General features: G+C 64.2%; 19 protein-coding genes. 10 read left to right on the top strand and 9 right to left on the bottom strand.

The annotated features are described in order from the left end of the window. Positions 1–108: 108 nt before the first annotated feature. Complete coding sequence (gene nhaB, locus KI243_RS10335) at positions 109–1,608, bottom strand: sodium/proton antiporter NhaB (RefSeq protein ID WP_212810781.1); 1,500 nt, start codon at positions 1,606–1,608, stop codon at positions 109–111. A gap of 157 nt (positions 1,609–1,765) precedes the next feature. Between nhaB and KI243_RS10340 the strand changes: the two genes are divergently transcribed. Both KI243_RS10340 and nudC read left to right on the top strand, forming a co-directional pair. Next, on the top strand, positions 1,766–2,578 hold the full coding sequence (locus KI243_RS10340; RefSeq protein ID WP_017124943.1) for a crotonase/enoyl-CoA hydratase family protein: 813 nt from the start codon (positions 1,766–1,768) through the stop codon (positions 2,576–2,578). A 30-nt stretch (positions 2,579–2,608) separates the two neighbouring features. Next, on the top strand, positions 2,609–3,439 hold the full coding sequence (nudC, locus tag KI243_RS10345; protein ID WP_017124942.1) for an NAD(+) diphosphatase: 831 nt from the start codon (positions 2,609–2,611) through the stop codon (positions 3,437–3,439). Here nudC and KI243_RS10350 read toward each other — a convergent pair. Beyond that, entirely contained in the window at positions 3,407–4,186 is a 780-nt protein-coding gene (locus KI243_RS10350; protein ID WP_017124941.1) for a TSUP family transporter, read from the bottom strand. The two genes, nudC and KI243_RS10350, sit on opposite strands and share 33 nt — an antisense overlap. Positions 4,187–4,293: 107 nt before the next feature. Next, the gene (locus KI243_RS10355) at positions 4,294–5,535 is read right to left on the bottom strand and encodes an acyl-CoA dehydrogenase family protein (protein ID WP_017124940.1); all 1,242 of its coding nucleotides are present in this window, start codon (positions 5,533–5,535) and stop codon (positions 4,294–4,296) included. A 364-nt stretch (positions 5,536–5,899) separates the two neighbouring features. On the opposite strand from KI243_RS10355, the gene sfnG reads away from it, so the two are divergent. The 4 genes from sfnG to KI243_RS10375 all read left to right on the top strand — a co-directional run bounded on the left by sfnG (position 5,900) and on the right by KI243_RS10375 (position 10,011). Then, positions 5,900–7,000 carry a dimethylsulfone monooxygenase SfnG gene (gene sfnG, locus KI243_RS10360; protein ID WP_212810782.1) on the top strand — a complete coding sequence of 367 codons (1,101 nt, stop codon included), beginning with the start codon at positions 5,900–5,902 and terminating at the stop codon, positions 6,998–7,000. Positions 7,001–7,269: 269 nt separating this feature from the next. Continuing rightward, on the top strand, positions 7,270–8,493 hold the full coding sequence (locus tag KI243_RS10365; RefSeq protein WP_103032508.1) for an SfnB family sulfur acquisition oxidoreductase: 1,224 nt from the start codon (positions 7,270–7,272) through the stop codon (positions 8,491–8,493). Between the two features lie 4 nt (positions 8,494–8,497). Next, positions 8,498–9,163, top strand: coding sequence for a methionine ABC transporter permease (locus tag KI243_RS10370; RefSeq protein ID WP_017124937.1), 666 nt, complete (start codon positions 8,498–8,500; stop codon positions 9,161–9,163). A 77-nt stretch (positions 9,164–9,240) separates the two neighbouring features. Next, complete coding sequence (locus KI243_RS10375) at positions 9,241–10,011, top strand: MetQ/NlpA family ABC transporter substrate-binding protein (RefSeq protein WP_017124936.1); 771 nt, start codon at positions 9,241–9,243, stop codon at positions 10,009–10,011. Between the two features lie 40 nt (positions 10,012–10,051). Here KI243_RS10375 and soxR read toward each other — a convergent pair whose 3' ends face one another. Beyond that, entirely contained in the window at positions 10,052–10,525 is a 474-nt protein-coding gene (soxR, locus tag KI243_RS10380; protein ID WP_280529438.1) for a redox-sensitive transcriptional activator SoxR, read from the bottom strand. A 93-nt stretch (positions 10,526–10,618) separates the two neighbouring features. Here soxR and KI243_RS10385 point away from each other — a divergent pair, with 93 nt between their 5' ends. Then, entirely contained in the window at positions 10,619–10,984 is a 366-nt protein-coding gene (locus KI243_RS10385) for an antibiotic biosynthesis monooxygenase (RefSeq protein WP_042934847.1), read from the top strand. A 6-nt stretch (positions 10,985–10,990) separates the two neighbouring features. On the opposite strand, the gene KI243_RS10390 is transcribed toward KI243_RS10385, so the two are convergent. The 4 genes from KI243_RS10390 to msuE all read right to left on the bottom strand — a co-directional run bounded on the left by KI243_RS10390 (position 10,991) and on the right by msuE (position 15,131). Continuing rightward, positions 10,991–12,094, bottom strand: a complete 1,104-nt coding sequence (locus KI243_RS10390) for a sigma-54 dependent transcriptional regulator (protein WP_103032509.1) — start codon at positions 12,092–12,094, stop codon at positions 10,991–10,993. 8 nt (positions 12,095–12,102) lie between these two features. After that, complete coding sequence (locus KI243_RS10395; protein WP_017124931.1) at positions 12,103–13,290, bottom strand: acyl-CoA dehydrogenase family protein; 1,188 nt, start codon at positions 13,288–13,290, stop codon at positions 12,103–12,105. A 122-nt stretch (positions 13,291–13,412) separates the two neighbouring features. Beyond that, positions 13,413–14,558 (bottom strand): FMNH2-dependent alkanesulfonate monooxygenase, encoded by a 1,146-nt coding sequence (gene ssuD / locus KI243_RS10400; RefSeq protein ID WP_212810783.1) that lies wholly within the window; start codon positions 14,556–14,558, stop codon positions 13,413–13,415. A gap of 9 nt (positions 14,559–14,567) precedes the next feature. Then, positions 14,568–15,131: an FMN reductase gene (gene msuE, locus KI243_RS10405; protein ID WP_017124929.1), complete on the bottom strand. Its 564-nt coding sequence runs from the start codon at positions 15,129–15,131 to the stop codon at positions 14,568–14,570. Between the two features lie 398 nt (positions 15,132–15,529). Here msuE and KI243_RS10410 point away from each other — a divergent pair, with 398 nt between their 5' ends. The 3 genes from KI243_RS10410 (at position 15,530) to KI243_RS10420 (ending at position 19,076) form a co-directional block, all read left to right on the top strand. Beyond that, positions 15,530–15,799: a hypothetical protein gene (locus tag KI243_RS10410; protein WP_103032511.1), complete on the top strand. Its 270-nt coding sequence runs from the start codon at positions 15,530–15,532 to the stop codon at positions 15,797–15,799. A gap of 240 nt (positions 15,800–16,039) precedes the next feature. Beyond that, the gene (locus KI243_RS10415) at positions 16,040–17,209 is read left to right on the top strand and encodes an aminotransferase class V-fold PLP-dependent enzyme (protein ID WP_177107771.1); all 1,170 of its coding nucleotides are present in this window, start codon (positions 16,040–16,042) and stop codon (positions 17,207–17,209) included. A 58-nt stretch (positions 17,210–17,267) separates the two neighbouring features. Then, positions 17,268–19,076 carry an aminopeptidase P family protein gene (locus tag KI243_RS10420; protein ID WP_212810784.1) on the top strand — a complete coding sequence of 603 codons (1,809 nt, stop codon included), beginning with the start codon at positions 17,268–17,270 and terminating at the stop codon, positions 19,074–19,076. Between the two features lie 115 nt (positions 19,077–19,191). Here the strand turns inward: KI243_RS10420 and KI243_RS10425 are convergent, their stop codons facing one another. Then, positions 19,192–20,079 carry a LysR family transcriptional regulator gene (locus tag KI243_RS10425; RefSeq protein WP_177084789.1) on the bottom strand — a complete coding sequence of 296 codons (888 nt, stop codon included), beginning with the start codon at positions 20,077–20,079 and terminating at the stop codon, positions 19,192–19,194. Positions 20,080–20,132: the final 53 nt, after the last annotated feature.

Genomic DNA, 20,132 nt, shown 5'->3' on the forward strand with positions numbered 1-20,132 from the left:
TCGAAACCGTGGCAGCAGGCCTGCCACTCCCACAGGTATGGGGTTGTCCATGCGCGATAAACTGTGGGAGCGGGCTTGCCCGCGAACCGCCAGAGGCGGCCATTCACCTCACAGCCAGTGACTCACCGCGTACCAGCCCAATACCCCCATCACCACCGTATACGGCAAGGCCATCCATACCATCCGCCCGTACGACAGGCGAATCAGCGGTGCAATCGCCGACGTCAGCAGGAACAGGAACGCCGCCTGGCCGTTCGGTGTCGCCACGCTCGGCAGGTTGGTGCCGGTGTTGATCGCGATGGCCAGGGTCTCGAAGTGCTCGCGGCTCATCTGGCCGCTGGCGAAAGCCTGTTTCACTTCGGTGATGTAGATCGTCGCGACGAACACGTTGTCGCTGATGGCCGACAACAGGCCGTTGGCGATGAACAGCATGCCCGGCTGCTGGTCGGCGGGCAGGCTCAGCACCCAGTGGATCAGCGGCGCGAACAGTTGTTGATCGTGGATCACCGCCACCACCGCGAAAAACACCACCAGCAAGGCGGTGAACGGCATGGCGTCCTTGAACGCACTGCCCAGCCGGTGTTCGTCGGTGATCCCGGTAAAGGCGGTGATCAGCACGATCACCAGCAGGCCGATCAGGCCCACTTCGGCCACATGCAGGGCCAGTCCGGCGATCAGGATCAGTGCCGCCAGCCCCTGCACGATCAGGGCGGCGCGCTGGCGCGGGGTGCGCTCGGCATCGTCTTCTCGGGCATAGGCGGCCAGGACGGCACGGACATTGTCCGGCAGCAGGGTGCCGTAGCCGAACCAGCGCAGTTTCTCCAGCAGCACGCAGGTCACCAGGCCCGCCGCCAGGACCGGCAGCGAAACCGGCGCGACTTTCAGGAAGAACTCGCTGAAATGCCAACCCATTTCATGGCCGATCAGCAGGTTCTGCGGCTCGCCCACCAGGGTGCAGACACCGCCCAGGGCGGTGCCCACCGCGCCATGCATCAGCAGGCTGCGCAGGAACGCGCGGAACTGTTCGAGGTCGGCGTGGTGCAGGCTCGGCAACCGATGGTCGCTGCTGAAGTCGCTGTCCTGGCGCGGGTCATTGCCCGAGGCCACGCGGTGGTAGACCGAATAGAAACCGACGGCGGCGCTGATGATCACCGCGGTGACGGTCAGGGCATCGAGAAAGGCCGAGAGGAACGCCGAGAGAAAGCAGAACAGCAGCCCCAGCAGCGCCTTGGAATGCACGCGCAGCAACAGGCGGGAAAACAGGAACAACAGCAGGTCCTTCATGAAGTAGATGCCGGCCACCATGAACATCAGCAGCAGGATCACCGGGAAGTTGTGCAGCAGTTCGTCGTACACCGCTTCGGGACTGGTCATGCGCAACAGCAGGGCTTCGACCAGCAGCAGGCCGCCGGGCATCAGCGGGTAGCACTTGAGGGCCATGGCCAGGGTGAAGATGAATTCCAGCACCAGCAGCCAACCGGCGGCGACCGGGCCGACGCTCCACAACACCAGGGCATTGAGGATCAGGAAGGCAAGGATGCTGGTCTTGTACCAGCGAGGGGAGTGCCCGAGAAAGTTGTGGGCGAAAGCTGAAGTCAGCGATGACATCGGCGGGTCCTTGTTTGTAAGAGTGCGCGCAAGGTGACGTAAGAATTCATGAAGATCAAGGCGCGGGTCCGGCTTTTGGCATATCCGCTTCCTACAGCCTTGTGCGACCCCTTGCTATAGTTCCAGCCTTCTCATTGCCCTGCCAAGGATGCCCGTCATGTCCGAATACCAAGCCTTTCGTGTCGACCTGGCCGACAATATCGCCCACGTGCAGATCAACCGCCCGGAAAAGATCAATGCCATGAACGCGGCGTTCTGGAGCGAAATCGTCGAGATCTTCCAGTGGATCGATGACACCGATGCCGTGCGGGTGGTGGTCCTGAGCGGCGCGGGCAAGCACTTTTCCTCGGGTATCGACCTGATGCTGCTGGCCGCGGTCGGCAACGAACTGGGCAAGGATGTCGGCCGCAACGCCCGCCTGCTGCGACGCAAGATCCTGCAGATGCAGGCGTCCTTCAATGCCGTCGACAACTGCCGCAAGCCGGTGCTGGCGGCGATCCAGGGGTATTGCCTGGGCGGTGCCATCGACCTGATCGCCGCCTGCGACATGCGTTACTGCGCCGAGGACGTGCAGTTCTCGATCAAGGAAGTGGATATCGGCATGGCCGCCGATGTCGGCACTTTGCAACGTTTGCCGCGTATCATCGGCGATGGCATGTTGCGTGAGCTGGCCTATACCGGTCGTCAGTTCGGGGCCGACGAAGCGCAGCGCATCGGCCTGGTCAATCGTGTCTACCCCGATCATGGCGCCTTGTTCGACGGTGTGATGGGGATTGCGCGGGAGATTGCCGGCAAATCGCCGATTGCCGTGAGCGGCACCAAGGAAATGCTCGGCTACATGCGTGATCACCGGATCGACGACGGTCTGGAATACGTTGCCACCTGGAACGCCGCCATGTTGCAATCGACGGACCTGCGTGTGGCCATCGCGGCCCACATGAGCAAGCAGAAACCCGAATTTCAGGACTGAGGGCCGTTTCCCAGTCCCTAAGGAACCGCAATGACTCAAGGCTGGACAACCGCAGTACTGGATATCGAACAACCCGGTGGCTGGGCCGTGGCCCGAGGTCCCGAGGGTTTCCTGCTGGATGACAACGGCGTGCTGTTTCCCCGCGAATGGCTCAAGCGCCAGGACCTGCCGGTGCTTTGCGAGCATGGCATCGGTCATCGCGACGGCGAGCCGGTGTACCTGCTGGAACTCAAGTCTACCGCCGAGGTGCCGGGCTGCCGCTGGCAGGGCCTGCGCCGGTTCATGCTCGAAGGTGATTTCACCACGTACCGCATGCTCGGTTATGCGGCGCAGATCGGCACCTGGGCCCGCGAGCACCGCTTCTGCGGCAGTTGCGGCCAGCCGGCGCGGCAGGTGCCGGGGGAACGGGCGATGTACTGCCAGCCCTGCGACCTGCGGGCCTATCCGCGGATCTCGCCGAGCATGATTGTGCTGGTCACCCGCGGCGATGAAGTGCTGCTGGCCCGTTCGCCGCGTTTCGTCCCCGGGGTCTACAGCACCCTGGCCGGTTTCGCCGAGCCTGGCGAGTCGGCGGAAGAGTGCCTGGTCCGTGAAGTGCGCGAGGAAGTGCAGGTCGAGGTCAGCAATATCCAGTATGTCGGCAGCCAGTGCTGGCCCTTCCCGCATTCGATGATGCTGGGTTTCCATGCCGAATACGCCGGAGGCGATATCGTGCCCCAGGCCGACGAGATCGAGGATGCCCAGTGGTTCAACGTGCACAACCTGCCGCCGTTGCCGGCGTCGCGTTCGATCGCCCGCTACCTGATCGACCTGTATGTGGCGCGCCGTCTAGGCCACGCTGAACCAGTGCTGCCAGGCTAGGCGCACGGTCAGTCCGAGGACCACGGTGATGAACACCGGGCGGATGAACTTCGCCCCGCCGCTGATGGCGGTGCGGGCGCCGAAGAAGGCGCCGGCCATCACCGACAGGCCCATGCTCAGGCCGATGATCCAGTCCACCTGGCCGGAAAAGACGAACACCGACAGCGCCGCGATATTGCTGACGAAGTTCATGCTGCGGGCCACGCCGCTGGCCTTCACCAGGTCGATGGGGTAGAGCAGCATGCTGCTGACGGTCCAGAAGGCGCCGGTGCCGGGCCCGGCCACGCCGTCGTAGAAGCCCAGGCTGAAGCCCTGGGGCAATTGCCACTTCTTTTTGATCGGCGCGTCGCTGTCCAGCGGCGCCTTGGGCGTGCCGCCGAACAGCAGGTACAGGCCGCAGCCGAAGACAATCACCGGGAGCATCTTGTTCAGCCATTCGGCCGGGAGGAAATGCGCGGTCACCGCGCCGATCAGCGCTCCGGCGAGGGTGCCGAAGATCGCCAGCTTCCACTGGCGCGGATGGAACAGCTTGCGCCGGTAGAAGGTGAAGCTGGCGGTGGCCGAGCCGAAGGTCGAACTGAGTTTGTTGGTGCCCAGCACCAGGTGCGGTGGCAGGCCGGCGGTGAGCAGTGCCGGGGTGGTCAACAGGCCGCCACCGCCGGCGATGGCGTCGATGAATCCGGCGATAAAGGCAACGACGGCAAGAATGGCGAGGGTGGTCAGGTCTACGCTGAGATCGAAAGGCATGGGTTCGGCTTAGGTCGGCAGGCGGCGCGGCAAGGTGGCGCGCAAAGGCGCCATCTTACCCATTCGCGAATGTCGCCGCGACCTTATCCAGGGACTCGCGTCATTGCCTATGACTTGGGCTGTGGTCCATTGCCGATCTGCCAGACGAACGGCGGCTCGGTGCCGTTGATCGCCCAGTCGCCGATGATGCGCGCCTTGTAGATCACCGGATTGTGCGACGACACCGTCCGCGCGTTGCGCCAATGACGGTCCAGCGCCTTGCCCTGGCGCACATCGGAAGCACCAAGGGCGTTGAACAGTTCACTGGTGGCCCGCTGGATCAGTTCGGACACCACCACCTGCGCCGTGGCGGACTCGATTTCCGCGTCCACGTTGGCCTGCCGTTCGACTTCGGCATCGCCGCCAAACCGGGCGAGATAGGCCCGCTGGGCCGGATGCGCGGCGCGTACCGCGCTGGCTTCGGCGGCATAGACCAGGGCGGCGACCTCGCCGACCACCTGTTGCACCTGGGCGTCCGCGCTGGCCCGCTGGGCATTGCCATGGCTGTAGATGCGCTGGCGTTCGCGGACCTGCCGCGCGACATCCTCGAGGGCCGACCGGCCGATGCCCGCGAGGGTCGCCAGCAGCACCAGTTGGTAGAACGCCGTCTGGTACTTGAAGCGGTCGGCGAAGTCGATCACATGCCCGGCTTCCACCCGGGCATCGACAAACCGTGAAGTGCCGCTGCCGGTGGTGCGCTGGCCGAAACCGTCCCAGTCATCGCTGTGCTCGATTCCCGGCTGGCGGGCGCGCACGGCGGCAATCACATCGCCGCCGGTATCGCTGCGGCGGGCATAGACATCGATCCAGTCGGAGAAGATGCTCCCCGTGCTGTAGAACTTCTCGCCATTGAGGCGCCACTGTTCGCCGTCCGGGGTGACCTGGGTGACGACATCTCCGATGGTCACATTGCCGATTTCGGTCCAGGCGCAGCCGACGATATCGCCGTCGACGAAGCGCTTGAACCACTGGTCGCGCGCGGGGCCGGGGGCGGCGTTCAGGCGGTCCTCGGCAAAGGCGAAGTGACCGCGCAGGGCCTGGGGCACATTGGAATCGGCCTCGGCCAGTTCGATCAGCAACTGGAACAATTGCGGCAGAGATGCACCGCCACCGCCATATTCCAGCGGTACCCGCACGGCACCGAAGCCGGCCTGCTTGAGCCACTGGATCGGCTCGTGGGGCAGGCTGCGCGACAGTTCCCGCTCCACCGCGCCGGCGGCGATGCGGGCAAAGACCGGCCGAAAACGTTCGGCGAGGGTTTCGTAGTCGACGCCAAGGGACAGCGGGTTGATCACCTGGTGTTCGGTCATGGGACAGCTCCTTGAGGGCAGGCGGCGGAAACCGCGATGGCCAGGGCTGTTGCAGGGTCCATGCCGGGGCCGCGGAACCCGCTGGCGCGGGCGATTTGCGTGATCGGGCGATGGACAACTGTTGGCCGGCGAACAGTGCTTCAGCAAATCGTCCTGCCTGGCCACAGATTGTCCGACTGGCGCCGTCCCCTGGCTGGCGATGGCGACCGCGCGGGCGATGCCGATCTCACCGGCCTCATCGCTGGCAAGCCGGCTCTCACGGGGATTGCGGCGAGGCTGCGATCAGCGTGGGCAAGGGCGCCTCGGGCGCTGGCACGCTTGCTGCTCCATCCCCTGGACATTCCCTGGTCCGAGGTGCAACACCATGAGTCAGCAAGCCGTGAAATTCGCCTACTGGGTGCCCAATGTCAGTGGCGGGCTGGTGGTCAGCAAGATCGAACAGCGCACCAGCTGGGACATCGACTACAACCGCAAGCTGGCGCAACTGGCGGAAGAGGCCGGTTTCGAGTACGGCCTGACGCAGATCCGCTTCACCGCCGGCTACGGCGCCGAATACCAGCATGAGTCGGTTGCCTTCAGCCACGCCCTGCTGGCGGCCACCACCCGGCTGAAAGTGATTGCCGCGATCCTGCCCGGTCCCTGGCAACCGGCGCTGGCGGCCAAGCAACTGGCGACCATCGACCAGCTCACGGGCGGGCGCATCGCGGTGAATATCGTCAGCGGCTGGTTCCGCGGCGAGTTCCACGCCATTGGCGAGCACTGGCTGGAGCACGACGAGCGTTATCGCCGCTCCGAGGAGTTCATTCGCGCGCTGAAGGGAATCTGGACCGAGGACGCGTTCACCTTCAAGGGCGACTTCTACCGGTTCAACGACTACAGCCTCAAGCCCAAGCCCCTGAGCCAGCCGCATCCGGAGATCTTCCAGGGTGGCAGTTCCCGCGCGGCGCGGGATATGGCGGCGCGGGTCTCGGACTGGTATTTCACCAACGGCAACAGCCCCGAGGGGATCAAGGCCCAGGTCGACGACATCCGCGCCAAGGCAGCCGCCAACGGCCATTCGGTGAAGGTCGGGGTCAATGCCTTTGTCATCGCCCGCGACACCGAGGAAGAGGCCCGGGCGGTGCTGGCGCAAATCATCGACAAGGCCGACCCCGAGGCCGTCGCTGCCTTCGGCGATGCGGCGAAACAGGCGGGCAGGTCGTCACCGGAGGGCGAGGGCAACTGGGCCAGGTCGAGCTTCGAGGACCTGGTGCAATACAACGACGGCTTCAAGACCAACCTGATCGGTACGCCACGGCAGATCGCCGAGCGCATCGTGGCCCTCAAGGCCGTCGGTGTGGACCTGGTACTGGCCGGCTTCCTGCATTTCCAGGAAGAGGTGGAGTACTTCGGCAAGCGGGTGCTGCCGCTGGTGCGCGAGTTGGAAGCGAAAAAGGCCGGGCGATCGGAGGAGGTGCTGGCCTGATTGCAATACCTTCCGTAGGAGCCGGCTTGCCGGCGATGAGGCCCGTGAGTCCTGCGTTGAATTCAAGGGCGCCATCGCCGGCAAGCTGCCACGAGGGAAGTGTACGGATATTCAAGTGTTTCCCCAGCAACAGCGAAGCTGCAATCTGCTGGTGAAAGAACGCCGGCAATAGCCGGATAGTCGGTATAACACTATGAAAATAAACAAATAATAATTCAGGCACAGAAGCTGCAATGGCTCAGCCAACATCATTCGCCCGAGAGCGTTCCATGTCGTCCCTGCCTGAATCTGCCGTTTACCCGATCCATTCCCCCAACGCCCACCTGATCCGCGACGAGGCTGAAGCGCTGGCGGTCGCGCACCGTGTCGCCGCCCATCTGCTGGAACAGGATGCGGAGCGTGATCGCACCCGCCAGGTGCCTGCCGAAGTGGTCGACCTGTATTCCAACAGTGGCCTGTGGGGCATCAGCGTGCCTCGCGAGTTCGGCGGTGCGCAGGTGTCCTATGCGGTGCTGGCCGAAGTGATCGCGATCATTTCGGCGGCCGATCCGTCCCTCGGCCAGATCCCGCAGAATCATTACTGCCTGCTGGAAGACATCCGCCTGCAGGGCACGCCCGAACAGCAGGCGCACTTCTTTGCCCTGGCGCTGCAAGGTCATCGTTTCGCCAATGCGCTGTCGGAGACCGGTGGCAAGAATGTCCAGGACATCCAGGCGACGATTCGCCGGCAGGGCGACGGCTACGTGATCAACGGTCGCAAAGGCTACTGCACCGGTTCCCTGTACGCCCACTGGCTGGCGGTGCTGGCCCTGGATGAAGAGCAGAAGGGCCAGTTGGCCTTTGTCGAGCGGGGTACGCCGGGACTGGTGATTGTCGATGACTGGGACAGCATCGGCCAGCGCACCACGTCCAGCGGCACGGTGCTGGCCCAGGACCTGAAGGTGCCGGCGTTCAACCTGTTTCCCACCTATCGCTCCTACGAAAGCCCGACCCTGGCCGGACCTTTCGCCCAGTTGACCACCGCCGCCATCGATGCCGGTATCGCCCGCGCGGCTCTGCGCGACACGGTTGCGTTTGTCCGCGAGCAGGCGCGTCCGTGGATCGATGCCGGCGTGGAGAAGGCCAGCGAAGATCCGCTGACCATCATCCAGGTCGGTGGCCTGGAGATCCGTCTCGAAGCCGCCGAGGCGTTGCTCGAACGGGCCGGCAAGGCGCTGGATGCCGCGCGTCCGGCGCCCGACGAAGACAACGTGGCGCGGGCCTCGCTGGCGGTCGCCAAGGCCAAGGTGCTGACCACCGAGATCGCCATCGAGGCGAGCAACAAGCTGTTCGAGCTGGGGGGCACGCGTTCGACCCTGAAGAAGCACAATTTCGACCGTCACTGGCGCAATGCCCGGGTGCATACCTTGCACGACCCGGTGCGCTGGAAGTACCACGTGGTCGGCAACTGGCTGCTCAACGGGATCAAGCCGCCACGTCACGACTGGTCCTGAGTCCATGGGCGACCTGCTGAAAAACATCTACTGGGGCGATATCGCCCAGGCCTGCCTCGACACCCTGAGCATGCTCGCGGCGGCCCTGGGCTTCACGGTCCTGCTGGGGTTGCCGCTGGGCGTGCTGCTGTTTCTCACCGGCAAGCGCCAGTTGCATGAAACCCCGTTGGTGTACCGCTCATTGTCGGTGCTGGTGAATATCCTGCGCTCGCTGCCTTTCATCATTCTGCTGATCGTGCTGATTCCCCTGACCACTTTGCTGGTGGGCACCTCCCTCGGCGTACCGGGGACCATCCCGCCACTGGTGGTGGGTTGCACGCCGTTTTTCGCCCGGCTGGTGGAAACCGCCTTGCGCGAAGTCGACCGCGGCGTGGTGGAGGCGACCCAGGCCATGGGGGCCAGCACCTGGCAGGTGATCCGCCACACCCTGTTGCCGGAGGCCCGTGGCGGCTTGCTGGCAGCGGTGACGGTGACCGCCATCGTGCTGGTGGACTACACCGCCATGGCCGGGGTGATTGGCGGTGGCGGACTGGGTGACCTGGCGATCCGCTACGGCTACCAGCGCTTCCAGACCGATGTGATGGTGGTCACGGTGATCCTGCTGCTGGTGCTGGTGCAGGGCCTGCAAATGACCGGTGACCGCCTGGTGGCCCGCTACAGCCGACGTTGACCCACTGATTTCGACACACAACAACCTGGCCCAACGTCCACCACACGCCGGCCCTTTCTGCCTCTCTGGAGCCTTGCATGAAAAAGACCCTGGCCGTACTGGCCGCCCTGATGTCCCTGGCGGTTCACGCCAATGAAAAACTGATTGTCGGTGCCACCCCGGTGCCCCACGCGGAGATCCTCGAGTTCGTCAAACCGGAGTTGGCCAAGGAAGGCGTCGACCTGGAGATCAAGGTGTTCAACGACTTCATCCAGCCCAACCAGCAACTGGCCCTGAAGAACCTCGACGCCAACTATTACCAGTACCGACCGTTCCTCGATGATTACAACAAGACCCGCCACACCAACCTGGTGCCGGTGGTCGGCGTGCATATCGAGCCGTTCGGCGCCTACTCGACCAAGATCAAGAGCCTGTCCGAACTGAAGGACGGTGCCTCGGTGTCGATTCCCAACGACCCGGTGAACACCGGGCGGGCCCTGGTGTTGCTGCACGAAGCGGGCTTGATCAAGCTCAAGGACCCGAGCAATACCCAGGCCACCCCGCACGATATCGTCGAGAATCCCAAGCACCTGAAGATCCGTGAACTGGAAGGGGCGATGCTGGCGCGCTCGGTGAGCCAGGTGGACCTGGCGTTCGTGTTTGCCAACTACGCGCTGGAGGCCGGGATCGACACCAATAGCGCGCTGATCGTCGAGAAAGGCAAGGACCTGTACGTCGAGTTCCTGGTGGCGCGGCCGGACAATATCAATGACCCGGGCATCCAGAAACTGGCCAAGGCGCTGAACTCCGACGCCGTGCGCCAGTTTATCCTGACCCGCTACAAGGGGCAGATCGCACCGGGTTTCTGAGTCTCGACAATGACCGTTCCCACGTGGAGCTTGGGAACGGTCAGATGCGCGGTGAGTCCGGCTCCAGCAACTGCGGCCCCGCGCCCTGTTCTCCCAGCACATCGCCCTGGTTGCGCAACGGGCAGCTTTCCATGGACAGGCAACCACAGCCGATGCAGCCGTTGAGCTTGTCCCGCAGCCGGGTCAACCGGGCGATCCGTTCGTCCAGCTCGTCCTTCCATTGCTCCGACAGGTTCTTCCAGTCCGCCGCGGTCGGTGCCCGGCCTTCGGGCAGCGCCTGCAGGGCCAGGTGAATCTCCGCCAGGGGAATGCCCAGGCGCTGGGCGACCTTGATCAGTGACACCCGGCGCAATACCTCGCGCGGATAACGGCGCTGGTTGCCGGCATTGCGATTGCTCTTGATCAGGCCCCTGGATTCATAGAAGTGCAGGGCGCTCACCGACACGCCGCTGCGCGCCGCCAGTTGGCCGACCGTGAGCGCCTTGTCGGTGGGCAGGGGTTTTTGCAGTGCCATGGGAGAAAACTCTTGACCTTGACTTAACTTGAGGTTTTACCCTGCATGACCTCGGATCACAAGATCCCGCATGACTTCCCGGGGAGATTCTTCATGGCGTCGACAGAGAAAAACCGCAGCTTCACCCAACTGATCCAGTTCGAGATCGAGCCTCATCAGCAGGAGGCCCTGGTCAGCGCCCTGGCCCGGCAGACCGAGCGCCTCGCCCAGGACTTCAGTGGCTTCATCAGTGGCAATGTGCAGGCCAGCGACGATGGCCGGCGCGTGCTGAATGTCCTGCAATGGCAATCGCAACAGGCCGGCGAGGCGGCGTTCGCCCGTTTTGAAAGCGGCGAAGAGGATTTCTGGGCGCTGCTTCGCTCCCACCAGGCCAAGGCGGTGAGCTTCGGCTCGTTCCAGATGCTGCGCAGCATCGAGCGCAGCCATGACAATGCCCTGCAGTGCGCCCTGGTGCTCTGATGCCCGCTAGATCGACAGTTGCAGCATCCGGTCACCCTGGACGTTTTCGCCGGGGCGGCGCTTGTTTACCGCCAACTCGCCGATCTTGATCAGGCGGGTACGGGTCACGTTGCGGCTCAGGCCCAGCAGGTTGGCGGTGTGCACCTGGTTGTAGTGACTGAACCGGTAGGCGGCGCGCAGCAGGGCATCCTCGACCTTTTCGTGGAGGGCCCCGGCCTGTTCCTCGAAGAGTTTCTGGAATGCGCGGTTGAGCAGGGCCTCGGCGGAATCGTCGGATGCCGTGCCATTGTCGTCCTGGCGTTCTATGCGCATGTTCGACAGGCGCAGGTCGTCGCGTTCGATCACGCCGTTGTGGCAGATCAGCAGGGTGTGGTGGATGACGTTTTCCAGTTCGCGGATATTGCCCGGCCAACTGTAACTCTTGAGTTTCTGCTCGGCCGCCGGACTGATGCGGACATCGCCGTAGCCCAGGCGCTGGCAATAGGCATCGATAAAGTGCCGGGTCAGCGGCAGGATATCGCCGGGTCGTTCGCGCAACGGGCTCAGCTCGAGGTTGACCACGTCGAGGCGGTAGTACAGATCCTCACGGAAGTGCCCGGCGTTGATCGCCTTTTCCAGCTGGACATTGGTCGCCGCCAGGACCCGCACATTGATCGGAATGCTTTTGCGCGAGCCCAGGCGCACCACTTCACGCTCCTGCAGGACCCGCAGCAGCTTGACCTGGATCGGCATCGGCAGGTCGCCGATCTCGTCGAGGAACAGCGTGCCGCCATCGGCTTCCTCGAACCAGCCGGCCTTGGCGCTGAGGGCTCCGGTAAACGCGCCTTTCTCATGGCCGAACAGTTCGGCTTCCACCAGGGATTCGGAGAAGGCCCCGCAGTTGACCGCGACAAACGGTCGGTTGCGCCGCGCGCTGAGGTTGTGGATATGCCGGGCCACCAGTTCCTTGCCGGTGCCGGTTTCGCCGATGATCAGCACGCTGGCTTCGCTGGGCGCGACTTGTTGCAGGTGGGCGAGCAGGGCCTGGGACTTGGGGTCCTCGAAGACCTGGGCGGTGGCGCGGATCGAGGTTGCCAGGGCCGGCGAGGGCGGTAACGTTAGCAGCTGCATAGGCTTCTCTAGGAATAGAAGGTGGGAATCGGCAGCGTCTGGTTCAGGGCCCAGTCGCCTAGTTCTTGGAGCTTGTAGTCCAGCGGGTCATGCAGGGTCTGGGTGCGCAGGTTGCGCCAGTGGCGGTCCAGGCGCAGCGACGCATGGGTCGAGCGCGCGCCGGTGACTTCGAACAGCTTGCTGCACAGTTCCAGGCCGTTGCGGCTGGCGGCGACCTTGGCGGTGGCGATGGCGGTTGCCAGGTGTCCGCGTTCCTCGGCGCTGAGGTTCTGGCCCTTGGCCCAGGCCCGGTCAAGTCCTTCGGCGGCGCGCTCGACCAGCAGGCGCACGCCTTCCAGGGCGACCCAGAAGTCCCCGTAGTGACTGAGGATGTACGGGTCCCGTCGGATGTCGTCGGTGCCGGACTTGAACCACGGGCGGGTCTCGGCAAGGGTGTATTGCCGGGCTTCCTCGAAGGCGCCTTCGGCGATGCCGAGGAACATGTGGGTGAAGGTCAGTTGCGCGATCAGCGGGCGCAGGCAGGCGAAGGGCGTGCTCAGTGGACCGGGATCGAGCAGCAGTTCCGACTCTTCGACCCGCACCCGTTCGAAGCTGGCGCTGCCGCTGTCGGTCTGGCGCTGGCCCATGTTGTGCCAGTCATTGTGCAGAGTGATGCCGGAGCGGCCGCTGGGAATCGCGGCGATCAGCAACTTGCCGCCGGCACTTTCATCGACCGCCGAGGCGATCAGCATCTCCGAGTCGCTGGCGCCGGAGCAGAAGCTTTTCTTGCCGGAAAATTCGCGCCAGCCGCCGAGCTTGCGCACCACGGTACGGGTGTCCAGCGGATTGAGGGCGTTGCCCCAGAACCAGTTCTTGCGTGCGGTCTGTTCGAACCACGGTTGCCATTGTTCCGGGCGCGAGAACAGGCGCACGGTGGCGAGCATCAGGTGATGAAAGCCGAAGACATGGGCGATGGAACTGTCGACCTTGGCGAATTCGCGGACCACGTTCAGGGTCTCGCTCCAGCTGGCGCCGAGGCCACCGTACTGGGTGGGAATACTCAGGGCCAGCAGGCCGCTGTGGCGCAGGGCGTCACGCTGGGCTTTCGGCGTGCCGCCACGCTCGTCGCGCTCGACGGCGGTTTCGGCAAACTCGGCGGCCAGCAGGCGGGCGGTTTGCAAGGGGTTGAGCAGGGCGTTATGGGGTTGGGCCGTCACGCGGTGTCCCTCGAATAGATGACGTTGATCGTTCCCACGCTCCGCGTGGGAATGCATCCCATGACGCTCCGCGTCACCGCCAGAGCGGACGCGGAGCGTGGGAGCGATCGGCTGTGTGTTTCTCAGGCCCCGGTCTTGGCCGGCAGCACGTCGTTGGCGATCATTTCGCCGAACGGCCCGGTCAGGTTGGTGATGCCGCGACCGGCCAGGCTGGCGTAAGGCTCGGGCAACAGCGGGAAGACCAGTTCGGCGAAGCGATAGGCTTCCTCCAGGTGCGGGTAGCCGGAGAAGATGAAGCTTTCGATCCCCAGGTCCGCGTATTCCTTGATGCGCTCGGCCACCTGCTGCGGATTGCCGACCAGTGCCGTACCGGCGCCGCCGCGGACCAGGCCGACACCGGCCCAGAGGTTCGGCGCGATTTCCAGGTTGTCGCGGCGTCCGTCATGCAGGGCGGCCATGCGCCGCTGTCCTTCGGAGTCGAAGCGCGAGAAGGATTTCTGCGCGGCGGAAATGGTCTCGTCGCTGATGTGTTCGATCAGTTTGTCGGCGGCTTTCCAGGCGTCTTCCGCGGTTTCCCGGACGATCACGTGCAGGCGGATGCCGAAACGCACGGTGCGGCCCTTGCGCGCGGCGCGCTCACGCACATCCGCCAGTTTCGCGGCCACGGCGGCCGGTGGTTCGCCCCAGGTCAGGTAGACGTCGACCTGGTCGGCGGCGAGGTCATGGGCGGCATCCGACGAACCACCGAAATACAGCGGCGGATAAGGCTTCTGCACCGGTGGATAGAGGGCCTTGGCGTTCTGCACGCGCAGGTGCTTGCCTTCGAAGTCGACGGCTTCGCCCTGCAACACCCGGCGCCAGATCCTGAGGAATTCGTCGGTGACTTCGTAGCGTTCGCTGTGGTCGAGGAAACTGCCGTCGCCACGGTTTTCGTCGGGGTCGCCGCCGGTCACCACGTTGATCAGCAGGCGCCCGTTGGACAGCCGGTCGAGGGTGGCGGCCATGCGTGCCGAGACGGTCGGCGAGATGATCCCGGGACGGATCGCCACCAGGTAGCGCAGGCGCTCGGTCAGGGGGACCAGGGCCGAGGCGATGACCCACGAGTCTTCGCAGGAGCGGCCGGTGGGAATCAGCACACCGTGGTAGCCGAGGCTGTCGGCGGCCTGGGCCACCTGTTTCAGATAGTTGAGCGTGACCGGGCGGGCACCCTGGGTGGTGCCCAGGTAGTGACCGTCACCGTGGGTCGGGAGAAACCAGAAGACATCCATGACAAGTCCTTAGGCGATTTTCAGCAGATGCTTGGGATGAACGCCGAACAAGGGCGCGGCGCGTTCTGCGGCAAGGCGGATGCGGGCCTTCAGGGGCTCGCTGGTTATTTGATAATTGGTGAAATCGGTTTCGCTGGCGTAGACGCCGATGGGCAGGGTCAGCGCCTGGAAGAAGCTGAACAGCGGACGCAACTGGTGGTCGAGGATCAGCGCGTGACGCTCGCTGCCACCGGTGGCGGCCAGCAGGACCGGGGTGTCGATCAGGGCATTGAGGTCCACCAGGTCGAACAGATGCTTGAGCAGGCCCGGGTAGGAGCCGCGATACACCGGCGAGCCGACGATCAGCAGGTCGGCGTTCTCGATGGCCTGCAGCTCGGCCTCGACCTCGGCGCTCAATTCGGCCCGGGACAGCGCGGCGCCCAGGGGGCGGGCGATATCGCCCAGTTCGATCACCCGGCTTTCGATGGGCAACTGCTGCGCCAGTTCGGCCAGCAGTGCCTGGGTCAGTACCAGGGTGCGAGAGGGGCGGTAGGTTCCGCCGGAAAGGGCAACGACTTTCAGTGCACGAGACATGATCAGTTCCTTTTCAAACAGTTGCTCAGCGAGCAGGGTCGGTGACAGGGCTTGAGCAAGAGCTGTACCAATCGTCCGGGCCCCGTATCTGCGGGCCCGCGGCATGCTGGACAAGGGGCCGTGTGCTGGCTGACGAGCTGTTTTGTTGATCGACTGTTGGCTGGCGAACAGTTGCCTGGGCAACAGCGGACAAGGTGTGCAGGCAGTTGTAAGGGTTTTCTGATATTCCGTAAATGAACGTATTTCCATATTTATAGTTCTTTAAGGAATATGAGGCGTCGATGCCGGGTACGGTAGAAGCAATCGATAGCGACTATCGAGAAGGGTGATTTCTGCTCCGCAGGAGCGGCGGGTAGCCTGTATCCATTGCCTCGCACCAGGTTTCCGGGAGTCTCGCCATGAAACATTCACCTGCGGTTCTACTGCTTCTGCTGCTTTCGGTCCTGGCCGGTTGTGCCAGCCATCCCTCTCCCGAGCTGCGTCCCTACAGCGCTGAAGAGAGCAAGGAACTGGCACTGGAGGCGCTGAATCGCCGCGGCTTGTCCTTCGATGAGTACCAGCAGAAGAAAGCCGAATTGCTCGGGCAGCCGCGCAAGGTCTACGGCTTCGATGACCAGGGTGAAATCAGCGCCGACCGTGGCAGTAACAGACGTAGCCATCAGAGCTGAAAGCCCCGGCACATCATGTTCCCCCTCCCGCCGCTGGAGCAGGTCGTCTGTTCCGGCACGATTGACGCTCGCAACACCCTCCCGGGGCCTGTAAGCTGGATTTCAGGAGCGTTCCTACGCACTTTTACTGAAAGCCATCTTTCTTTAATTCTCTCCCATCGGGTATAGCTGTCCGTTCAGCCCTCGGTTGGCTACCCGCGAGAGTTCGTTCCGCGGGACACGCTTTATGAGTCTTTTGCCATGAATCAACTTCCTTTGTATTTCGACTATGCCGCCACCACGCCGGTAGATGAGCGGGTCATTCAGGTGATGGTCGAGTGTCTGGGATTTTCCGGCAACTTCGGCAATCCCGCGTCCAGCTCCCATGCCTTCGGCCAGCGGGCCCGGCAGACGGTCGAGCAGGCCCGGCAGCAAGTGGCGACCCTGGTGGGCGCGAGCCCCGGGCAGATCGTCTGGACTTCCGGTGCCACCGAATCGAACAACCTGGCCCTCAAGGGCGTGGCCCAGGCCCGTGGTGTCAGCGGCGGCCATGTGATCACCAGCCAGATCGAACACAAGGCGGTCCTCGACACGGCCCGGCAACTTCAGGAAGCCGGGGTCGCGGTCACCTACCTGGTACCGGATGCCGACGGCCTGATCACCGCGCAGCGGGTCAGCGAGGCCCTGCGCGAGGACACCTTCCTGGTGTCGTTGATGCTGGTGAACAACGAGCTGGGTACGCTCAACGATATCCAGGCCATCGGCCAGCGTGTTCGCGAACACGGTGCGCTGTTCCATGTGGACGCCGCCCAGGGAGCCGGCAAGGTCGCCATCGACCTGGCGCAATTGCCGGTGGACCTGATGTCGTTCTCGGCCCACAAGTTGTACGGGCCCAAGGGCATCGGTGCCCTGTATGTCGGACCCCGTGCCCGGGAACACCTGCACGCGCAGATCCACGGCGGCGGTCATGAAGGCGGCCTGCGCTCCGGGACCCTGGCGACTCATCAGATTGCCGGCATGGGCAGTGCCTTTGCCCTGGCGACCGAATCCTTCGACGAAGAGGCGACGGTGATCCGAGCCCTGCGTCAGCGTCTGCTGGAACAACTGGCGGATATCCCGGGGCTGCGCCTGAACGGCAGTCCGAGCGAACGCATCCCGCACACCTTGAGCCTGACTTTCGCCGAGGGCGAGTTCAATGGTGCGCTGCTCAGCCAGTCGCTGGCCTATTCGGCGACCTCGGCGTGCAATTCGGCGAGCAATGCGCCGTCCCATGTGCTGCTGGCGCTGGGACATGACGGCCGTTCCGCCGGTCGTACCATTCGCCTGAGCCTGGGCCGCTTCACCCGCGAGCAGGATATCGACCGCGCTGCGGCGGCGATCAAGGCCAGTGTCAGTGCGCCGGCCCCATTCTGGGCGGTTGCCCCGTCGTGATGGCTGATCCATCATCGGCACCGCAAAACAATTAAATACGTGATTAGCAGGAGACATGATGAGCACGCAGACCTTGAGTCAGGGAACCGTACCCCAGCGCCTGGCGCGTACCCGCGAGCTGATGAGCCGCGAGGGCGTCCACGCCTTGCTGGTGCCGTCAGCCGACCCGCACCTGTCGGAATACCTGCCCGCCTACTGGCAGGGTCGGCAGTGGCTGTCGGGGTTCCAGGGTTCGGTCGGCACCCTGATCGTCACGGCGGAGTTTGCCGGCGTCTGGGCTGACAGCCGCTATTGGGAGCAGGCGACCAAGGAACTGAGCGGCAGCGGCATCGAACTGGTCAAGCTGCAACCGGGACAACCCGGGCCGCTGGACTGGCTGGCCGAGCAAACCCCGGAAGGCGGTGTGGTGGCGGTCGATGGCGCGGTGATGGCGCTGGCCTCGGCGCGCACCCTGGGGGACAAGCTGCAAGCCCGTGGCGCACGCCTGCGTACCAATATCGATCTGTTGCAGCAGGTCTGGGAAGACCGTCCGGTATTGCCGAACCAGCCGATCTACCAGCACCTGCCGCCCCAGGCGACCGTCAGTCGTGGCGAGAAGCTGGTCCAGTTGCGCGAAGAATTGAAGAGTCGCGGCGCCGACTGGCATTTCATCGCGACCCTGGACGATATCGCCTGGCTGTTCAACCTGCGTGGCGCCGATGTGTCGTTCAACCCGGTGTTCGTTTCCTTTGCCCTGGTCAGCCAGGACCAGGCCACCCTGTTTGTCGCCCTCGACAAGGTCAGCGCCGAGCTGGTGCAGATCCTCAGGCAGGATGGCGTGACCCTGCGTGACTACAGCGAGATCGCCGCGGCCCTGGCCAGCGTGCCGGCCGGTTCGAGCCTGCTGGTGGATCCCGCCCGTGTCACCCGCGGCCTGCTGGATAACCTGGGGGCCGACGTCAAGCTGGTGGAAGGCCTCAATCCGACCACCCTGGCCAAGTCGCGCAAGAGCCTGGACGATGCGGCACATATCCGCCAGGCCATGGAGCAGGACGGCGCAGCCCTCTGCGAGTTCTTCGCCTGGCTGGAAACGGCGCTGGGACGCGAGCGGGTCACCGAGCTGACCATCGACGAGAAACTCACGGCTGCCCGGGCCCGGCGTCCTGGCTACGTGTCCCTGAGCTTCAACACCATTGCCGCGTTCAATGCCAATGGCGCCATGCCGCATTACCACGCCACTGAAGAAGAGCACGCGGTGATCGAAGGCGACGGCCTGTTGTTGATCGACTCTGGCGGCCAGTACCTGGGTGGCACCACCGATATTACGCGGATGGTTCCGGTGGGCACGCCGACCGCCGAGCAGAAACGTGACTGCACGCGGGTGCTCAAGGGCGTGATTGCCCTGTCCCGGGCGCAATTCCCCCGCGGTATCCTGTCGCCGCTGCTCGACGCCATCGCCCGTGCGCCGATCTGGGCGGAAAGCGTGGACTACGGCCATGGCACCGGTCACGGCGTGGGTTACTTCCTCAATGTCCACGAAGGTCCGCAAGTGATCGCCTACCAGGCGGTCGCGGCTCCGCAGACGGCGATGCAGCCAGGCATGATCACCTCGATCGAGCCGGGCACCTACCGTCCGGGCCGTTGGGGCGTGCGGATCGAGAACCTGGCGATGAACCGCGAAGCCGGCAAGAGCGAGTTCGGCGAATTCCTGCGCTTCGAAACCCTGACCCTGTGCCCCATCGACACACGCTGCCTGGAGCCGTCGTTGCTGACCGGGGAAGAGCGCGAGTGGTTCAACGGTTACCATGCCGAGGTGCGTGAGCGCTTGAGCCCGCTGTTGAGCGGGGCTGCGCTGGACTGGCTGAACACCCGTACCGCCGCGATCTGACTGCCAGCGCGATCTTGTAGGCGCTGGCTTGCCAGCGATGGCGGTCGTACAGTCGATGCATGACTGGTTGGCCTCATCGCCGGCAAGCCGGCTCCCACAAGGGAGTGCGGTGTTTTCAGGTTTTCCCCAGGACCTCGCTCATATAGTCGACAAACGCCTTCACCCTGGCGGATTGCCGGCGATTGGCCGGAAACACCGCATGGATCGGTAGCGATTGCGCCTGGTAGTCGCGCAGGATCGTCGTGACCCGCCCGGCTTTCAGGTCTTCGGCAAACAGCCACACCGGCGACAGCGCAATGCCGAGCCCGCCCAGGACCATTTCCCGAATCGCTTCCGAGTTGTTGCTCTGGGCATTGCCCTTGATGCGCACGCTGTGGCGCTGCCCGTCTTTTTCGTAGTGCCAGAGGTTCTGGCTGTTCAGCAGGTTGAACAGCAGGCAGTTGTGCCCGGTGAGGTCTTGCGGCGTGTGCGGTTCGCCCCGGCGTGCCAGGTATCCGGCGCTGGCGACGGTTATCCGCCGGGTATCGCCGAGGCGGCGGGCGATGAGGCCGCTGTCGTTCAGTTCGCCGATGCGCAGGCTGACATCCAGGCCCTCGTTGACCAGGTCCTGGTTCTGGTCGCTGAGCTGTAGATCGATTTCCAGCTGCGGATAGCGCGCCAGGAAATCGGGCAGCCGGCTGGCGATCTGCAAACGGCCGAAACTCACCGAGGAACCGATGCGCAGGTTGCCCGCCACCTGTTCCCGGCCTGACTGGAAGCTGTGTTCGGCGCTGTCCACCGCCGCGAGGATCTGCCGGCACTGCGTGTAGTAGCGCTGACCTTCGTCGGTCAGCGACAACTGGCGGGTGCTGCGGGCGATCAGCTTGCCACCCAGTTCGGCCTCCAGGGCCTTGAGGATCTTGCTGATGGTCGGCTGGCTGGTTTGCAGTTCCCGGGCGACGGCGGAAAAGCTGCCGCGCTCGACCACCCGGACAAAGATGGCCATGGCATTGAGTTTATCCATGATGGCTTCCAATTCATGCCAAATGGGCATGGTCACTATAACAATACTGCGTC

The sequence above is a fragment of the Pseudomonas sp. Ost2 genome (assembly GCF_018326065.1).
GTDB classification, from domain to species: Bacteria; Pseudomonadota; Gammaproteobacteria; order Pseudomonadales; family Pseudomonadaceae; genus Aquipseudomonas; species Aquipseudomonas gingeri.

What these genes read in the sequence shown, in the direction of transcription:
- nhaB (WP_212810781.1), bottom strand. Translation starts at nt 1,608, where the DNA reads ATGTCATCGCTGACTTCAGCTTTCGCCCACAACTTTCTCGGGCACTCC.
- KI243_RS10340 (WP_017124943.1), top strand. Translation starts at nt 1,766, where the DNA reads ATGTCCGAATACCAAGCCTTTCGTGTCGACCTGGCCGACAATATCGCC.
- nudC (WP_017124942.1), top strand. Translation starts at nt 2,609, where the DNA reads ATGACTCAAGGCTGGACAACCGCAGTACTGGATATCGAACAACCCGGT.
- KI243_RS10350 (WP_017124941.1), bottom strand. Translation starts at nt 4,186, where the DNA reads ATGCCTTTCGATCTCAGCGTAGACCTGACCACCCTCGCCATTCTTGCC.
- KI243_RS10355 (WP_017124940.1), bottom strand. Translation starts at nt 5,535, where the DNA reads ATGACCGAACACCAGGTGATCAACCCGCTGTCCCTTGGCGTCGACTAC.
- sfnG (WP_212810782.1), top strand. Translation starts at nt 5,900, where the DNA reads ATGAGTCAGCAAGCCGTGAAATTCGCCTACTGGGTGCCCAATGTCAGT.
- KI243_RS10365 (WP_103032508.1), top strand. Translation starts at nt 7,270, where the DNA reads ATGTCGTCCCTGCCTGAATCTGCCGTTTACCCGATCCATTCCCCCAAC.
- KI243_RS10370 (WP_017124937.1), top strand. Translation starts at nt 8,498, where the DNA reads ATGGGCGACCTGCTGAAAAACATCTACTGGGGCGATATCGCCCAGGCC.
- KI243_RS10375 (WP_017124936.1), top strand. Translation starts at nt 9,241, where the DNA reads ATGAAAAAGACCCTGGCCGTACTGGCCGCCCTGATGTCCCTGGCGGTT.
- soxR (WP_280529438.1), bottom strand. Translation starts at nt 10,525, where the DNA reads ATGGCACTGCAAAAACCCCTGCCCACCGACAAGGCGCTCACGGTCGGC.
- KI243_RS10385 (WP_042934847.1), top strand. Translation starts at nt 10,619, where the DNA reads ATGGCGTCGACAGAGAAAAACCGCAGCTTCACCCAACTGATCCAGTTC.
- KI243_RS10390 (WP_103032509.1), bottom strand. Translation starts at nt 12,094, where the DNA reads ATGCAGCTGCTAACGTTACCGCCCTCGCCGGCCCTGGCAACCTCGATC.
- ssuD (WP_212810783.1), bottom strand. Translation starts at nt 14,558, where the DNA reads ATGGATGTCTTCTGGTTTCTCCCGACCCACGGTGACGGTCACTACCTG.
- msuE (WP_017124929.1), bottom strand. Translation starts at nt 15,131, where the DNA reads ATGTCTCGTGCACTGAAAGTCGTTGCCCTTTCCGGCGGAACCTACCGC.
- KI243_RS10410 (WP_103032511.1), top strand. Translation starts at nt 15,530, where the DNA reads ATGAAACATTCACCTGCGGTTCTACTGCTTCTGCTGCTTTCGGTCCTG.
- KI243_RS10415 (WP_177107771.1), top strand. Translation starts at nt 16,040, where the DNA reads ATGAATCAACTTCCTTTGTATTTCGACTATGCCGCCACCACGCCGGTA.
- KI243_RS10420 (WP_212810784.1), top strand. Translation starts at nt 17,268, where the DNA reads ATGAGCACGCAGACCTTGAGTCAGGGAACCGTACCCCAGCGCCTGGCG.
- KI243_RS10425 (WP_177084789.1), bottom strand. Translation starts at nt 20,079, where the DNA reads ATGGATAAACTCAATGCCATGGCCATCTTTGTCCGGGTGGTCGAGCGC.